Below are 17,215 nucleotides of genomic sequence, written 5' to 3' on the forward strand. Positions count from 1 at the left end.
CGCTCTCGATGGAATTCGAGGGCGCTTTATATTATATTGAAAGAGGGATTTGGTAGAAAAATATGGGGGGATATTATGAAAATTAAAGTTGTACTATCAGGATATGGAACAGTAGGAAGAGAGTTTATAAAATTACTACATGAAAAATGTTCATATATATATGAAACATATGGTATAGAGTTAGTTGTAAGTGGCGTATTAGGTAGAAATGTTGCAATACATAATGAGGATGGTTTATCTATTCAGGACTTATTAACGTATGGTAGCAGTAGCGCAGCAATTGAGAAGTATATAGAATATCATCCGGAGGAACGTGCAACAGATAACATAAGTGGTACAGTGCTTGTAGAATCAACAGTTACAAACCTTAAAGATGGAAATCCAGGGAAACAATATATAAAACAAGCGATTGAGAAACAAATGGATATAGTAGCAATTTCAAAAGGTGCGCTTGTTACAAACTGGAGAGAAATAAATGAAGCAGCAAAAATTGCGAATGTACGAATTCGATATAGTGGTGCAACTGCGGCCGCATTACCGACACTTGATATTGGTCAATTTAGTTTAGCTGGTTGCCATGTTGAAAAAATAGAAGGAATATTAAACGGGACAACAAATTATATTCTTACGAAAATGAATGAGGAAAATATTACGTTTGAAGAAGCACTGAAAGAAGCGCAACGTAAAGGAATTGCTGAAACGAACCCAATATTAGATGTAAGTGGTTCTGATAGTGCGTGTAAATTGTTACTTTTGACAAACAGTTTAATGGGAACAGAGCATATGCTTACAGATATACATATAAAAGGAATTGAACATGTTACAAAACAACAAATTCGAAATGCTAAGGAACAAAATAAATTTATTAAATTAATTGCATCAGCATATAAAGATGAGGATGGCAATGTGAATTTAAATGTTGAACCGTGCGAAATAGATAAAGATCATCCGCTAGCAAATGTAAATGGGACAGAAAAAGGGATTACGTTCTTTACAGATACGATGGGCCAAGTTACTACAATTGGTGGTGCATCAAATCCACGCGGAGCCGCAGCAGCAGCTTTAAAAGATATAATTAATTTATATCGTAAAGATTTGTCACGTATTAACGGGGGGTAAAGTTACTAATTGATTAAAGTTGTATTTTATAAAACCGTACCGCCCTTTATAAAAAATACATATGTAGTGGACCTTTTGAGAATGAAATAATTATGCAAAAATGATTGCAGGGGGTAAGGAATTGTTTAAAGATTTTAAAGTTGTGAAAGATCGTCCCGTTTATATTCAATTAAAAGATTATTTAAAGAAGATGATTATGAAAGGGCATTTGCTCGGGGATCAAAAAATTCCTTCAACAAGGGAACTAAGTGAATTACTTAGTGTAAGCAGAAACACTGTACTCGCTGCTTATGCAGATTTAGAGCAAGAAGGGCTCATTTATGCAGTTAAAGGAAAAGGGAATTTTGTTGCGAAGGTTGATATATCGAACACTTCGTCTGTTGAAATAGATTGGAAAAATAAACTTAATACAGTTACTTTATTAGCGGATGAATTAGATTTAATGAAACATGGTGTTCGTTGGGAAAAAGGAATGATTGTTTTTAACAGTATTGCTCCGGACGAAAAGCTATTTGATGTGGAAAATTTCAAAAGAGCTTTTCTTACTCGTATGTCCATTGAAGGTGATGTCGTATTAAATTACGGATACGCAAAAGGCTATAGACCGTTAATGAAATATCTACTTCATTATATGGAAATGAAAGGTGTAGATATTTCGAACAAAGATATTTTAATTACAAATGGATTTACAGAAGGATTAGACATTGTAATATCCTCGTTGTCAAAGAAATCAGGTCGAGTTATTTGTGAGAATCCAACTCACCATGCTGCGCTGAAGCTATTCCGCTTACATGGCCTTGAAGTTCATGGTATTGATATGAATGAAGATGGTATTGATACGAATCAAGTTGAAAAAAGCTTGCGTGAAAAAGAGTTTGATTTTGCGTATTTAATTCCTTCCTATCATAATCCAACTGGCATTGTGACGAGTTCAGAGAAAAGAACGGAACTGATGAGATTATTTTCAAAATATAAGATTCCTATTATAGAAGATGGATTTAATGAAGAATTACGTTATTCAGGTTCACATTTAGCACCATTATTAACTTTTGCTGGTGCTGGTAATAATGTGATTTATATTAGTAGCTTTTCAAAGGTACTTTTCCCTGGCTTGCGTGTAGGTTGGATTATTGCAGATAAAGAACTAATTCATTATTTAGAAAGTGTGAAAAGAGCAAGAACTATTCACACATCTACTTTAGATCAAGCTGTCCTATTTCAATATTTACATGAAGGATATTTTGAAAAATATTTAAAAAAGGCAAGGTCTGTTTATAAGAAAAAATATGAGTTAGCTGTTGGGGCGTGTAACGAGTACATTCCGTTTCAAAGAATGACCGGTGATGGTGGACTTCATTTATTTATAGAGTTAGAAGAAAAAATTCATGCCCGCACACTTTTGCAAAAGTGTTATGAGCAAGGGGTTACTTTTTCTCCTGGAGATGTGTTTTATTCTGATGGAGGAGGAGCGAACACGTTTCGATTAGGATTTTCACGTTTGAAAGAAGAAGAAATAGTTCGGGGAATCAAAATAATCGGTGATACAATAAAGTGAAACTTTAATCAGGGGGGGTTCATTCCCCACTGATTATTAGCCCTCACCAATCGGGCTTTTACGGGCAGTTGATCCCCCACCTAACTGCATTGCTTCCGCTGAATTTTGAGGTGGGGGTCTTACTGCTCGTTAATGCGGGATAAAAAACGAAATTTGGAGTTGAGGAAATGAGAATTGGCGTTATTATGGGAGGAGTATCCTCTGAAAAACAAGTATCCATTATGACTGGAAATGAAATGATTGCAAATTTAGATAAAAATAAATATGAAATTGTCCCAATTACATTAAATGAAAAAATGGATTTAATCGAAAAAGCGAAAGACATTGATTTTGCGCTGCTCGCATTACACGGAAAATACGGAGAAGATGGAACTGTTCAAGGAACGCTTGAAAGTTTAGGTATTCCTTATAGCGGAAGTAATATGTTATCTAGCGGTATATGTATGGACAAAAACATGTCAAAAAAGATTTTACGTTATGAAGGAATAGAAACACCAGATTGGATTGAACTTACAAAAATGGAGGATTTGGATTTTGATGAGTTAGATAAGTTAGGATTTCCATTAGTGGTAAAACCAAACTCTGGTGGTTCAAGTGTTGGGGTAAAGATTGTCTATGATAAAGACGAATTAATTTCAATGCTGGAAACTGTGTTCGAATGGGATTCTGAAGTAGTAATAGAAAAGTATATTAAAGGTGATGAGATTACATGTTCCATTTTTGATGGAAAACAGTTACCTATCATTTCAATTCGACATGCAGCTGAGTTCTTTGATTACAATGCGAAATATGATGATGCAGGTACTATTGAAGAAGTTATCGAACTTCCAGCTGAACTTAAGGAACGTGTAAACAAAGCGTCACTGGCTTGCTATAAAGCATTAAAATGCAGCGTTTATGCAAGGGTGGATATGATGGTGAAGGATGGTATTCCATATGTAATGGAGATTAATACATTACCAGGGATGACGCAAGCGAGTTTACTGCCAAAAAGTGCAGCTGCAGCGGGAATTGAATATAGTAAACTATTAGATATGATTATTGAAACTTCATTAAGAGTAAGAAAAGACGAAGGATTTTAAGTAGTGGTATCATGAATAACTTTTGACAGTTACATGAAGTATGTTATGATGAATACAATACGAAAATTAAATATTTTATCCACTAGGGGGGCCTATTATAGGCTGAGATCAAATGGGAATTTGAGACTCTTAGTACCTGATCTGGTTAATGCCAGCGTAGGGAAGTGGGAAAGACATTGCTGTTTCATGTATAAATACTGTCAATTTCACTTTCTTTACGCTTGTAAAGAAAGTTTTTTTGTTTTACAGATTTAATAATGGTGGGTAAATACTTAAATTTCATACATAATTGGAGGGATTTACATGACTTTTTCACAATCATTACGTAAAGAAGTAGACTCAATTTGGGAAGCTAGTTTTCATCATCCTTTTGTAAAAAAACTTGGTGAAGGAACGTTAGATTTAGCTAGTTTTCGCTATTATGTGCTTCAAGATTCGTATTATTTAAGTCACTTTGCTAGAGTACAAACTTTAGGAGCTGCAAAAGCACTAGAATTAGAAACGACAGCTCGTATGGCACACCATGCTCAAAATACATATGAAGCGGAATTATCTTTACATGAGAATTTTGCGAAGAAATTAGGGATAACACAAGAAGAAAAAGATAATTTTATCCCTGCTCCAACTGCATATGCGTACACTTCACATATGTATCGTGCTGCGTATGAAGGACATTTAGGCGATATTATTGCAGCAATTTTACCTTGCTATTGGTTGTATTATGAAATTGGTGAGCGTTTAAAAGAGTGTAAGCCAGAAGAGCCAATTTATAAGGAATGGATTTCTGCTTATGGATCCGATTGGTTCCGAACACTAGTTGAAGAGCAAATTACACGATTAGATGCAATAGCTGAAAAAGTAACAGAGGCAGACCGAAATCGAATGAAACAACATTTTATTATTAGCAGTCAATATGAATATTCATTTTGGGAAATGGCTTATACATTAGAAAAGTGGCCGGTAAGTACAAAAGAGAAAAACGTAATAGGATAAAGAGAAGAGGTATTGCTATTTACAGGTATGAATCATACTTATGTATATGATTTAACAAAAGAAGTATCGCAAAAAGGCGCATCAATCTAAATGCGTCTTTTTTTAATTTGACGAATTGTATTATTAAGTGCGACACCTAAAAAAACAAAAAAACTCACCTTGCTTCGTGTAAAGTAGAAGTTACCACCCCACTTACTTACACGGAGGACGAGTATGAGCTATTCCCATTTTACCACGTTTAAATGTGGACAACTAGAAGCACTTCATAAATTAGGTCATTCAACGAGAGAAATTGGTGCCATTCTGAAGCGACATCACTCCTCTATTGCACGAGAATTAAAAAGAAACGTACAGAAAGATGGTACGTACCGCAGTGAAACAGCATTTTATTATTAGCAGTCAATATGAATATTCATTTTGGGAAATGACTTATACATTAGAGCAGTGGTCAGTGAATAAAGAAGCGAAAAAGGTAATAGGATAGTGAAAAGAGGCTGTCCTAAAAGGTGCTTTTTAGCCAAAACCGAATAGAAAGTGAAAGGAAGAAACGTTGATTTAATAACGTTTCTTCCTTTTCAATTTCATGTGATTTTACTTCGAAAGAGACTTATGAGACAACCTCTTTTATAATCTTTTGTAAAATTATTGTAAATCCCAAATACAATACGTGACTAATATTGTATAATCTTAATATATTATATTTGTTGTATAAAAGGAGGGATATGTATGAAAATTTCTTTTAACTTTTATCAGAGTCATGTCATTAATATATAAGTCGGATAAGCGGTATTTGCTATTCTTTTAAATAATTAAATTATGTGATAATACTTTAGTTTTTTTGTGATCAAGAAAAATGAAGAAAGGAAGTAATCATTTTATGGAAAAATTAAAGTTGTTAACATTTGAAAATATAGTAGAACCTCTTTTAAACGAAAGTGTATCATTTATATATTTTCCTATTGATTGGCTCGATATTGTAGAGATACATTATAAGACATTTTTATTAACGAGTAAGTTGAAACGATTGAATGAAAGATTATATGATATGTTTTCTGATATATTATTTATTCAACATAATCCATATGTATTGAATGAAAATACACCGTGGATTGTGTGTAAAGAGCCTATTAGAAAAGAACAACTCGATTATATTTTCCAAAGTTGGTATGAGATTATTCATGATTGGAAACCTAATAAATTAATAGAATCGCCAAAATATGAATGGCATTACGATTTAATTTCTAATTTAACAGTACTACATGATAAGGAAGTATATTCTAAATGGGTGCCCGCTTTAATTTCACATATTTTTTGTGAACGTCCTGTACAATTAGAAAATATAAATGAAGAATATATATATTTTTCTCCTCTTAGATCACAAAATATTTGTGAGGCGATGTCAGAGCCTATTAAAGATGAAAAAACACAAGACTATTTCGCCTATGTATTTCGGTTCGAATATATAACGCGCGGAGGAGAGAACATTCCATTATTAAATGTTTCAATAGGAATTCGGAGATTTTATCAAGAATATAACCATCCAGACATTCCTTTGCTATTAAGACGAAAACGGGGCATGATATTAATTTCTACTCCAGAATTTGCATTGAATAATAAGAAATTACGATTTGTAAAACTAAAAGTTCAGCAGGCTACAAACGGCATCAAATGGATTAAGATATTTAGAAATTTAAAAGATGATTTTCGTATAGGTGGAGAAGTTGAATTAGATCATATTCTTCAATATCCGAAAGATTATATGCTAGGAGCAAATCTTAGGGTACTTCTTCCATACAATGAGAGAATATATAAAGTTCAAGGTACTAAAATAAGATCTGGTATAAAAGCAAAAGAAAGAGAGTATCTATTTAAAGGGTTTCAGCAAAAATTTTCTTATTTCACATTACTACCAGAATGTAAAAAGATTGAAACAGGCAATAGGAAAGAAGTATTCCCTTTAATTGCACCAAAAGGATTAGAGACTATAACGCTAGAAATATGGTCTGAAAAAATATCGCTGGGAGTAGAACAAGCGTTATTTGAAAGTGAAATGGTGTTAGCTCAAATCAGTGAGTCATCATATATATTAAATGCAGATTCTCCAGTGTTGTTAAAAATAGTAAGATGTAATATTGAAAAGGTATTGCAAAATCCATATAAAATGCAATATTGCCAGAAGTATAAAACGAATTTAGTAGAGGATGTTATGAAAGCGGTTTATGCTACTGCAGGTAAGCGTAATGATGCGACATTGGCGTTAATTGCAATGAAAAATTGTGATGGACGTGAAAAAATTGATCCAAAGCAAATTGTTAGAGAAGGATTTGCACGAACAAACCGTATTTCAGCATTTATTAATTTATTTATAGGCCAAAGTGTGTCTCGTAAAACGATTATAAATGGTATTTTGAGTTTATTAGAACAAAAAGGATTTTTAAAACGTAGTTGGAATAAGATAAATTTACCTTGTACATATGTTAATTTATCAATTGAACGAATCTCGAAATTTGATTTCTTACCCATTTTTTCAAAAATAAAAGGAAAAGAAATTTCATATAAATTATATGGGAATATAGAGTGGCAAACGATTGATCGTTTATTATTAAATGTAGACAAACATAACATCTTTTTGCCGCAGCCTTCAAAAAGAAATGATATGGGCATTCAATTTAAACAATTTGTTTCTGAAACATTAGCGGAAATTTTACAACCTGCAAAAGAGCAAAATGAGCAAGTATACTTCATTATAGATGCGAATGTAAGAAAACATTGGATAAAAGAGTTACAAAATGAAAAAATTGATATAGATACTTTCCCTGACATTGTTCCAGATGTGCTAAAGGTTCCAAACTTAAATGCTGTAAGAATAAATACATCTTTTGATGTACCCAAATACGGTGTGATAGAATGTGATGACGTACTAGATAGTACGAGTTTATATATAGATCAAAAGGGAATGTATTATAGCACTGGTGAGTATCTGTGTAATGATAGTGAAACATTGCATCGATATATACTTGAAATATTACCTCTAGGTGTAAAAGCTGTTGAAAGGAACTATATTGCCAAAATGGTACATTACATGTGCTGTAATTCAAGTATGCTTTTGGAAAAGAATATACACATGCCATATTCTATGCATATGGCGAAAGTAATAAAGAGCTATATGACTGATATAGATGCAAGAGAGTTTAAAGAGTTTGATGATGAATTGGATGTAGATATTATAAAAATAGAAAAGAAAGATTCAATTATTCTATTGTAAATAATAATAAACAAATCCTGCTCATTATATCGATCAGGATTTGTCATTTTTTCATGTAAATAAGGATATCTTTTGTCATGTATCTTCTCTTTTATATATTTACTTTATTTCCATACAGGATTAAGATGTTTTTTAGAAATAAAAAACTACACCATGTGGAAAAGCAATATGAATGAATTCAAAAGAACTTGGAAAGGAATGAGGAATTGTGAAGAAATTAGATGTGCTATTCATGCTATTGAGCGGCCTCTTTCCAGTTGCAGGAATTATGAAACAAATCCCACTAGAACAATCTTTATATATTGGAGGCCTTTTATTTTTCACCAGTTTCGGTAGTTATTTTGCGAAAAAAATATATTCACGTATATGTAGCTGGATAGCATATGCGCCATTTATTACACTATTGTTAGTTATTTGGCATCAAGATATTTCAACAAGTTCAATCATAGCGAATGCGAAAATCGCTGCTTGTATCGCTTTAATCCCATGTTTATTCCGTTTTCGTACATATGGGCTTACTTTCGGTTTATTCGCATTATGGGCCGCTTTACTATGGGATATTAAAGAAGTGCAATCGTTAGTCATACTTGAACGTATGTCGAGTTTAATGACAAGTAATTTCAAATATCTTATGCTTTTAGTTGGTGGACTTATATTAGGTGGATTAATTGCTATGTTATTACACCGTAAAGAAGAGGATTATAAAGAAAATATAACTTTATTTCAACAAAAAAAGAAACGTAAAAAGCAATCATTTCAGATTCCGATCCCAAGATTACCGAAATTTAAGTTAAAATTATTTAAGTTTGGTGGCAAAGTATCGAAACAAAAAACGCCTGAAGAAATACGTGAGCATAATTACGAAGAACCAACTGCAGTTGCAACATATGAAATGGCAGAGCAAATACCTCAATATAAAGAAGAGACTGCTCAAGGACAAACGAGGATGGAACGTCGTAGAAATCGGTATAATGCATAATAAAGTTAAAAGCCCCTTAATGATTAATCAATTTTAAGAAAAATCATTAAGGGGTTTTATGTTATTAAAAATAGATTGCTAAGGTGAAATTTATAGCATACTCTAAAGTTGAGGGCTTAAATAAAATAATAGGAGGACAAAATGTTTATTATTACATATATTTCTGTCTGTATATTATTTTTAGTTAGCTTTTTACATGTTTATTGGGCTTTTGGAGGTAAGTGGGCGACAAATAGTGTCATTCCAACAAAAGCTGGAGAAAAGGCATTTACACCAGGTACAGGGATGACTTTGTTCATTGCGTTATTACTAAGTATGGCCGCAATAATTTTATTACAACAAACAAATATTGTTCATTTCGCATTTCCTAATATTATTGTTCAAATGGGATCCTGGGTTTGTATGGTTGTTTTTTTTATAAGAGTAATAGGTGAATTTCATTATTTTGGTATCTTCAAACGAAAAAAAGATACGCGTTTTGCTAGAATGGATACTGTTTTATTTATACCACTTTGTGCATTTCTATCTTTATCATTTTTACTCGCAATTATAATGTGAATAAAAAATAGTTTCAGCTTTTTTTATATTAAATATAAACGTAAATTGGCAAGTGTAAAATCTAGTATTAATAAGAAGGATGTAAGCGCCTTTTTATCGAATTATAGATTATTATGAAAGGCGGGTGCACGATGAAGTATGTAAAAGTCAGTATGAATGGCGGAAGTGAACATAAATTCTCGATGACTTTAGAACGGTTTGAAGAACTGATTACAACAGAGAATGGACTATTAGAAAATAAATTAGTTAGTATTGAAAATGTAATGATTAATCCTACTAATATATCTTCTGTAGTTGAAAAAAATGGTGTACCGGCTAAGTTTATGGAAGCTTAAAAATCGGTACATAAAAAAACATCCACGGGGGATGTTTTTTTATGTATAAATATGTTAATTGTACAAGGAATTTATGAGGAGAATTTATAGTGATACTTCGTACATGCACAAAAAATAAGTACAAGCATATATTAGATAGTGGGACAAGACCTTCGTGTCCTACTTAATACTCAGAAAAACCTCTATCACATGAGAGCATCTGATTGCAGGGTGCTCTTTTTTTTATCCCACTTTATCCGGATCTTTAACTTTTAATTTTAAACATATCTTTGATGCTCATAAATATTAAAAATAAAATAATAGCAAAAATTAAGTTAGATAAATAGAAATCTTGATGAAATATTAATTCAAAGATGACATCAAAAGCAAATAAAAAGGCGATAGTAGGTAATATACAAATAAATATAAATCTCCAATTTTTTAGATAATGTTTATAATTAGGAAATACTTTCTCCATAAACATAGCTCCTATATTTTTTATTTTCTATATAATTATACATTTAAATAAAAGGATTTACAAAAGGTTATTTAGCAATCTTTCTAATACATGATTTGACTAAAAAACTTTTAAAGAGTAACACTTAAATGATACACTATAATCCACGTTATTTTTGAAATGAATTGAGGGGTTTACATGATAGATAAAATTAAAAATGCTGTAGAGGATATGCACGAAGATGAAGCAAAACATTTACTTCAAAGTATTCTAATCCAATTAAATTTATTAAAAGAAAACTATAGTGAAGATACTATTAAAAATTTGATGGATATTCCTAAGCAACTAACGAGTAATACATCTTATAAAAGAAGTGTAAAAGAAGTCTCACACGTACATATTGCATTTGATGATTCAACAGCTGGATGTTTAAAGCATATGCTTGGTCAAGAAGAACGATTGGAAGAGATGGTTGTTGCTTTTTCTGAATTCTTTTCAATTGGGCCGATAAATAAGTTACATATGAATGAAGGGCAACTAGCAAGACAGGAATGGTTAGTAAACAACTTAAATGCTTATGAAAATTATTTTGAAGAAGAGTATTTACCAAGGTTTTTAGAAACTATGAAAGAACTATACGCTATTCCTAGTGAAACGCCTATTACAATTTGGAAAGCCGATAACGCACATGAACATGTAGGTCTATGTTTTGCAATGGCGCAATTAAAAGATAAGAAAAATATTCGCGTTATGAATACATCTGAAGCAAGTAAAGAAATATTAAAACTAGAGTATGTGATTCGTGGAACAGGAGAGTTACCACCTGAAAGTTTAGCTCTAATTCAAAAAAGTTTTGTAAAATTGCCGTATTTAACTGTAGAGAATCGTCTGCAGTTTGAACATGAGTGGGATAGTCTCTCGAAAAGTACGGGGTTTTTAAGAGTTTGGACAGACAATGAAGTGCGTTCTGTACAAGAAAATTATTTTGATCAATTTATTATTGAATGCGCGAAAAGTATAGGTGCTGATCAAGAATTCCTAAAAGCTCCTAGAGTAATTGGTGAAGCACTTGGTCTTGTAGAGCAATCAGTTGGCGATACGTTTTTAGAATATCGCTTAAAGGAATTAATTAAACAAGAAGTATTTGAATTTGAAGGTTCATTAGATGAAATGCGTTTCTATAGTGTGAAATTAAGAAAATAATACATCTATTCCGTTTATGAAAAAGCTCGTATTTTTAAAATACGAGCTTTATTTTTTGTTGAATTTAGGCTATACATAAGATTCCCAGAGAGGGCATATCACATATGAATGGTAAAGGTAATGAACAAAAAGAAGGTGATTTATTAATATGTATAACCAACAAAATTATCCATATGGTCAAGCGATGTATTATAATCCACAAAACTACGGGTATGAACCTACAAATGAAGTGAGAGATATGGAGCAAGAAGATTATAGACCAGATGATGCGGAAGATGCTCCAACGTCACCACCACCGTCCCAAGTGCCATCGTTACCATCCACATTTGCTTCACCTGCACAAGCTGGTAATATGAAATCATGGATGTGTAACTGTCTAGGAAGATGGGGCTATTTACGTTTGCATCGTTCAGGACCTTTCGGAAGAGACTTATGGTTCTTTCCGACTGAAGTGAGAAGAAATGGAGTATCAGGTTACACTTGGCAAGGTGGTCGTCGTCGTAAAGTAAGTTATCACTATCAACAAATTAGTAATTTCATGTGCTTCGCATAAAGAAAAGTGAGAGAGTAGAAAGATTTTACTCCCTCACTTTTTTATTTTTCAATATACGAAGTAAGATTTCGTGTAAAAATTTACAATTTTCTCGTTTTTGTTAGCGTATAATGCATATGTTGGTTGATTTTCAAAAACAAATGAGAGTGAGGGGATACAATGTCAATGAAAAATAAAGTTGGGCTAAGAATAGAGAATGGCATCAATTTAGCTTCAGCTCAGTTTAAAGAAGATGCATATGAAATTTATAAAGAATCTCGTAAAATGCAACCTATCTTATTTGTGAATAAAACGGAATTAGGTGCAGAGTGGCTTATTACAAGATATGAAGATGCTTTACCACTATTAAAAGATAATCGCTTAAAAAAAGATCCGGCCAATGTGTTTTCTCAAGATACATTGAATGTGTTTCTTACTGTTGACAATAGTGATTATTTAACGACGCACATGTTAAATTCAGATCCACCTAATCACAATCGTTTACGATCACTCGTACAAAAAGCTTTTACACCGAAGATGATCGCGCAATTGGAAGGAAGAATTCAGCATATCGCAGATGATTTATTGAACGAAGTCGAGCGAAAAGATTCATTAAACCTTGTTGATGATTATTCATTTCCTTTACCGATCATTGTGATAAGTGAAATGCTTGGCATTCCAAAAGAGGATCAAGCGAAATTCAGAATTTGGTCTCATGCTGTCATTGCTTATCCAGAAACACCAGAAGAAATAAAAGAAACTGAAAAGCAACTATCTGAGTTTATTACATACCTTCAATATTTAGTTGATATGAAACGAAAAGAACCGAAAGAGGACTTGGTTAGTGCTTTAATACTTGCAGAAAGTGAAGGACATAAACTTAACGCTCGGGAACTATATTCAATGATAATGTTACTAATTGTTGCAGGGCATGAGACAACGGTAAATTTAATAACAAATACGGTATTAGCACTTCTTGAAAATCCGGATCAATTACAGTTATTAAAAGAAAATCCAAAGTTAATTGATGCAGCAATTGAGGAAGGATTACGATATTATTCCCCGGTTGAGGTTACAACTTCAAGATGGGCAGATGAACCTTTTCAAATTCACGATCAAACAATTGAAAAAGGAGATATGGTTGTCATTGCCTTAGCTTCTGCAAACCGTGATGAAACAGTATTTGAGAATCCGGAAGTTTACGATATTACTCGCGAGAACAATCGCCATATTGCCTTTGGACATGGTAGCCATTTCTGCCTAGGCGCTCCACTTGCTAAGTTGGAAGCAAAAATTGCTATTACTACGTTATTTAATCGAATGCCTAAACTACAAATAAAAGGAGATCGAGAAGAAATTAAATGGCAAGGTAATTATTTAATGCGTTCTTTAGAGGAATTACCATTAACATTCTAGAATATTTGTTGTAAGACATGCATACATAGAAAATGATTTACATAGAGTATGTATGTGTAATTTAAATTCGAAACGGAAGGGTGAATACATCCCAATGATCAACTAATTCTATTTGTAAGAGATCTTCGTTAAAAAACGAAATATTCTTCTGAATAGGATTAGTCTGTACATTTATAGAAAAGGGATGTATTTCGCTCTGCGAAAAATATAGTCTTTTCATATGATTTGTGCTGCCTCCTGTTCAGAAGATGAAATAGGAGGCTTTTTTATGTCGACAAATGTAGAAACGAAACAAAATAATGGGGTATCACAAGTATTAAAAAACCGGTTTGTACAAGGGATTTTAGCATCAGCATTATTTTTACAAATTGGAATATGGGTTCGGAACTTTGCTGTATTACTATATGTAATGGAAATGACAAAAGGCGATGCTTTTGCTATTTCGATGATTTCAGTTGCGGAGTTTGCTCCAATTTTCATCTTTTCCTTTATTGGTGGAACGTTTGCTGATAGGTGGAAGCCGAAGAAGACAATGGTATGGTGTGAAACGTTAAGTTCTATTTCGGTATTTGCTGTATTAATTACTCTAATGTTTGGAACGTGGAAAATCGTATTTTTTGTAACGCTTATTTCTGCAATCCTTTCGCAGTTTTCTCAACCATCAGGGATGAAATTATTTAAACAGCATTTATCGGCAGAACAAATCCAATTAGCGATGTCTATTTATCAAACAATATTTGCGATATTTATGGTGTTAGGACCAATTCTTGGAACATTTATTTTTCATAGTTTTGGAATTTATATTTCAATCATTATTACAGGTATCGCTTTTTTACTTGCAGCAGCTGTGTTGTTATTTCTTCCGAAAGATCTTGAGAATGATAATGAGAAGAAAGAAATCACTCTATTACAGGAAATGCTCGATGGAATTAAATATGTGAAAAAGAAAAAGGCATTAACTTTGCTAGGGCTTTGTTTTATGGCAGCAGGACTAGGAATTGGTTTAATTCAGCCGTTAGGTATTTTTATTGTGACTGAGCAGTTAGGATTATCAAAAGAGAGTTTACAATGGTTACTAACAGTAAATGGTGCAGGAATGATTGTTGGCGGTGCTTTAGCGATGGTGTTTGCAAAAAACGTTGCGCCGCAAAAGATGTTAATTATCGGTATGCTTGGTCAGGCAATCGGCATCGGTATTATAGGTTATTCCACCAATTTATGGGTAACACTCACAGCACAACTTTTTAGCGGTTTAGCTCTTCCTTGTATTCAAATAGGTATTAATACGCTCATTATTCAAAATAGTGATACTGATTTTATTGGTCGTGTAAATGGCATTTTAAGTCCGCTATTCACCGGTTCAATGGTAGTAACAATGAGTATTGCTGGTTCATTAAAAGAAATGTTCTCATTAAGTACGATGTACGAAGGCACAGCTTTACTATTTATAATTGGATTATTATTTATTTTACCTATATACAATTTAAAGCCAGTTATAGCAATAGAGAGTGAAATGAATAGGAAAGGAAGTGCTGTGCAACATGAATCCTAATCCAAATGTTAAATACCCTATTGAAGGAAATAAAAATGTTCACTTTATAAAAAATACAATAACGAAAGCTAATATACTCGCCGGAGATTATTCATATTATGATGCGAAAGATGGAGAAACATTTGAAGATCGAGTATTACATCATTATGAATTTCTTGAAGATCGCCTTATCATTGGAAAGTTTTGTTGCATTGCAAATGGAGTTACCTTTATTATGAATGGAGCGAATCATCGGATGGATGGATTTTCGGCATATCCATTTAATATATTTGGAAATGGGTGGGAGAAGTATACACCTAATTTGTCTGATTTACCTTACAAAGGTGATACAGTTATAGGAAATGACGTTTGGATCGGTATGGATACAACAATTATGCCTGGAATAAAAATAGGGGATGGTGCAATAATAGCAGCTAAATCGGTTGTGACTAGAGACGTTGCACCATATACAATTGTTGGTGGAAACCCTGCAAATAAAATAAAGGAACGATTTACAAATACAATAATAGAGGAGTTATTGCAAATTCAATGGTGGCATTTTGATATTGAAAAAATAACTGAAAATATAGGTGCTATTGTACAAGGAGATATAGAGCCATTAAGAAAGCTAAAAAGGTAATAAAAAATGCATAACAAAAAGTATCATACCTCCGAATTTTGTTAATGATAATAGAACGAGGAGGTGTGATACTATGGCACAAGACGTTTTATGTGAAGTAAACAACTGTAAATTTTGGGCTAACGGCAATAAATGTAGCGCAGACGCAATTTATGTAGTAAGTCATAAAGGAAAACAAGCATCGACTACAGAAGAAACAGATTGTAAAACTTTCGATCCGGAAGTATAAATTTTTGAAGGGTAGCCAAATCGTGGTTGCCCTTTTATTAATTATAGTATTGATAATAAATCTCATTTTCATTCATTGTTTTTAACTTTTATTGTTATTTTTTCATATTTTCTTCATAAGTGATGTAATCCAGAGCAATTCATGTTCGATACGTGATTTACTAAATTCAATGACTTCTGTAATAAAAGGTGAACTAGCATTAAAGATTGAGTAGTAGTAAGTTGTTTATGTAGTATGTCTTGGCGTATTGTTAAAACTTCTTTTCTAGCTTCATAATCAAGCTTTTCAAAAAGCGCGATACGAACAAGAAATTCTATATTGTTTGTCGCGAGTTTTTCGGGAAACTCGCGCAACATTTCAGAAAAGATTTCTTCTCCTGTTTCAGTTATGTCGTACATATTTCGATTTGGCTTACCGACTTGTGTATGTACCTTTTTCGTTATAGCCCCCATACTCTCAAAACGTCGAAGAGAAGGATAAAGCATATTATGATTTAATTCAAAATTCTTACCTATTCGCTTAACACTCAATAAACTGTTCAGCAAGGTACAAATTTACTGTACCTTGTTTTTTTATTTCTCAATTGTAAAATTTTAGTTGGTTATTTAGTATGGAAGTGTGTGAATAAGAGTAGAGGAGGATGCTTATGTTAACGTGTAATGGAAGTAAGACGTTCCAAACATTTATTAAAGCTGTAACGGATTTAATAAATAGTAATTTGTTAGAAGATCAAATTGTTTGTGGGATTGAAAAATTATTAGAAGAACTTTTAGAAAAGAAAACATGGCTTCCGTTAGAAAAACAGAAGGCGAATTCGGCTCAATATGCACGACACTTGCTTTATGAAGATCCTTTAAATCGTTTTGAAGTATTAGCTCTTGTATGGAAAGATGGACAATCGACTCCTTTGCATGATCATGATGGCACATGGGGAGTAGAAGGCGTATTTACAGGAAGAATAATGGTGCAGAACTTTATACAAACGAAGCAGTTTGAAAATTCACTTGTTTATTTAACTCATACAGGAAATCTTTATTTGGGAGAAGGAGAAACAGATAAAGTCATTCCACCAGCTGATTGTCATATTCTTGAAATAGCAGAAAATGAAAGCGTTGTCACTATTCATGTTTACGGAAAACGTTTAGAAAAGTTTAAAATATATGTCCCAACTGAAGAAAAGAATGTGTACATGTGTGAGACGAAATATATTAGTTATAGTTCATAGTTTAAAATCAGAAGCTTTTCTTTAAAAAGAAAAGCTTCTGATTTTATTTTTAATTATTTCTTGACCTGAAACGCTTTTCATAAATTATAACTAAAGAGAACCTCACGAGACCAGTGT

General features: G+C 32.6%; 16 protein-coding genes, 3 pseudogenes and 1 riboswitch. Of the genes and pseudogenes, 17 read left to right on the plus strand and 2 right to left on the minus strand.

The window, feature by feature from the left end; translation table 11 throughout:
• Window positions 1-75: 75 nt before the first annotated feature.
• The 10 genes and pseudogenes from NLJ82_RS12365 to NLJ82_RS12410 all read left to right on the plus strand — a co-directional run bounded on the left by NLJ82_RS12365 (window position 76) and on the right by NLJ82_RS12410 (window position 9,886).
• Window positions 76-1,119, plus strand: a complete 1,044-nt coding sequence (locus tag NLJ82_RS12365; RefSeq protein ID WP_000695915.1) for a homoserine dehydrogenase — start codon at window positions 76-78, stop codon at window positions 1,117-1,119.
• A gap of 121 nt (window positions 1,120-1,240) precedes the next feature.
• Entirely contained in the window at window positions 1,241-2,674 is a 1,434-nt protein-coding gene (pdxR, locus tag NLJ82_RS12370; protein ID WP_000471618.1) for a MocR-like pyridoxine biosynthesis transcription factor PdxR, read from the plus strand.
• A gap of 167 nt (window positions 2,675-2,841) precedes the next feature.
• Window positions 2,842-3,756 carry a D-alanine--D-alanine ligase gene (gene ddlB / locus NLJ82_RS12375; RefSeq protein WP_001219731.1) on the plus strand — a complete coding sequence of 305 codons (915 nt, stop codon included), beginning with the start codon at window positions 2,842-2,844 and terminating at the stop codon, window positions 3,754-3,756.
• Window positions 3,757-3,830: 74 nt separating this feature from the next.
• A riboswitch (TPP riboswitch) is annotated at window positions 3,831-3,936 on the plus strand.
• A gap of 123 nt (window positions 3,937-4,059) precedes the next feature.
• Entirely contained in the window at window positions 4,060-4,749 is a 690-nt protein-coding gene (gene tenA / locus NLJ82_RS12380; RefSeq protein WP_000144496.1) for a thiaminase II, read from the plus strand.
• A gap of 213 nt (window positions 4,750-4,962) precedes the next feature.
• A pseudogene (locus NLJ82_RS12385) lies at window positions 4,963-5,133 on the plus strand (helix-turn-helix domain-containing protein); the annotation flags it as partial.
• A pseudogene (locus NLJ82_RS12390) lies at window positions 5,114-5,233 on the plus strand (TenA family transcriptional regulator); the annotation flags it as partial. The pseudogenes NLJ82_RS12385 and NLJ82_RS12390, both read left to right, overlap by 20 nt.
• 393 nt (window positions 5,234-5,626) lie before the next feature.
• Window positions 5,627-8,014 carry an RNaseH domain-containing protein gene (locus NLJ82_RS12395; protein WP_000413145.1) on the plus strand — a complete coding sequence of 796 codons (2,388 nt, stop codon included), beginning with the start codon at window positions 5,627-5,629 and terminating at the stop codon, window positions 8,012-8,014.
• 208 nt (window positions 8,015-8,222) lie between these two features.
• Entirely contained in the window at window positions 8,223-8,993 is a 771-nt protein-coding gene (locus tag NLJ82_RS12400; RefSeq protein ID WP_000732167.1) for a DUF3959 family protein, read from the plus strand.
• Between the two features lie 141 nt (window positions 8,994-9,134).
• A complete protein-coding gene (locus tag NLJ82_RS12405) occupies window positions 9,135-9,551 on the plus strand; it encodes a DUF3995 domain-containing protein (protein ID WP_000469990.1) in 417 nt (138 codons plus the stop codon).
• Between the two features lie 131 nt (window positions 9,552-9,682).
• Window positions 9,683-9,886, plus strand: a complete 204-nt coding sequence (locus NLJ82_RS12410; RefSeq protein ID WP_000878376.1) for a hypothetical protein — start codon at window positions 9,683-9,685, stop codon at window positions 9,884-9,886.
• A gap of 244 nt (window positions 9,887-10,130) precedes the next feature.
• Here NLJ82_RS12410 and NLJ82_RS12415 read toward each other — a convergent pair whose 3' ends face one another.
• Window positions 10,131-10,343: a hypothetical protein gene (locus NLJ82_RS12415; protein WP_000416564.1), complete on the minus strand. Its 213-nt coding sequence runs from the start codon at window positions 10,341-10,343 to the stop codon at window positions 10,131-10,133.
• A 177-nt stretch (window positions 10,344-10,520) separates the two neighbouring features.
• Here NLJ82_RS12415 and NLJ82_RS12420 point away from each other — a divergent pair, with 177 nt between their 5' ends.
• The 6 genes from NLJ82_RS12420 (at window position 10,521) to NLJ82_RS12445 (ending at window position 15,873) form a co-directional block, all read left to right on the plus strand.
• The gene (locus NLJ82_RS12420; RefSeq protein ID WP_000565678.1) at window positions 10,521-11,525 is read left to right on the plus strand and encodes a DUF1835 domain-containing protein; all 1,005 of its coding nucleotides are present in this window, start codon (window positions 10,521-10,523) and stop codon (window positions 11,523-11,525) included.
• A gap of 148 nt (window positions 11,526-11,673) precedes the next feature.
• Window positions 11,674-12,078, plus strand: a complete 405-nt coding sequence (locus NLJ82_RS12425) for a hypothetical protein (RefSeq protein WP_000282708.1) — start codon at window positions 11,674-11,676, stop codon at window positions 12,076-12,078.
• Between the two features lie 159 nt (window positions 12,079-12,237).
• A complete protein-coding gene (gene cypA, locus NLJ82_RS12430) occupies window positions 12,238-13,473 on the plus strand; it encodes a cytochrome P450 (RefSeq protein ID WP_002027768.1) in 1,236 nt (411 codons plus the stop codon).
• Between the two features lie 268 nt (window positions 13,474-13,741).
• Window positions 13,742-15,025, plus strand: a complete 1,284-nt coding sequence (locus NLJ82_RS12435; protein WP_000106379.1) for an MFS transporter — start codon at window positions 13,742-13,744, stop codon at window positions 15,023-15,025.
• Window positions 15,015-15,644, plus strand: a complete 630-nt coding sequence (locus NLJ82_RS12440; RefSeq protein WP_001069217.1) for a Vat family streptogramin A O-acetyltransferase — start codon at window positions 15,015-15,017, stop codon at window positions 15,642-15,644. Before NLJ82_RS12435 ends, NLJ82_RS12440 begins: the two co-directional genes overlap by 11 nt.
• 73 nt (window positions 15,645-15,717) lie before the next feature.
• The gene (locus NLJ82_RS12445; protein WP_000046091.1) at window positions 15,718-15,873 is read left to right on the plus strand and encodes a DUF1540 domain-containing protein; all 156 of its coding nucleotides are present in this window, start codon (window positions 15,718-15,720) and stop codon (window positions 15,871-15,873) included.
• Window positions 15,874-15,975: 102 nt separating this feature from the next.
• Here NLJ82_RS12445 and NLJ82_RS12450 read toward each other — a convergent pair.
• A pseudogene (locus NLJ82_RS12450) lies at window positions 15,976-16,427 on the minus strand (PadR family transcriptional regulator).
• Between the two features lie 92 nt (window positions 16,428-16,519).
• Between NLJ82_RS12450 and NLJ82_RS12455 the strand changes: the two are divergent.
• Entirely contained in the window at window positions 16,520-17,098 is a 579-nt protein-coding gene (locus NLJ82_RS12455; RefSeq protein ID WP_000954453.1) for a cysteine dioxygenase family protein, read from the plus strand.
• Window positions 17,099-17,215 lie beyond the last annotated feature (117 nt).

Origin of the sequence: Bacillus paranthracis (assembly GCF_024296885.1) — a bacterium.
GTDB classification, from domain to species: Bacteria; Bacillota; Bacilli; order Bacillales; family Bacillaceae_G; genus Bacillus_A; species Bacillus_A paranthracis.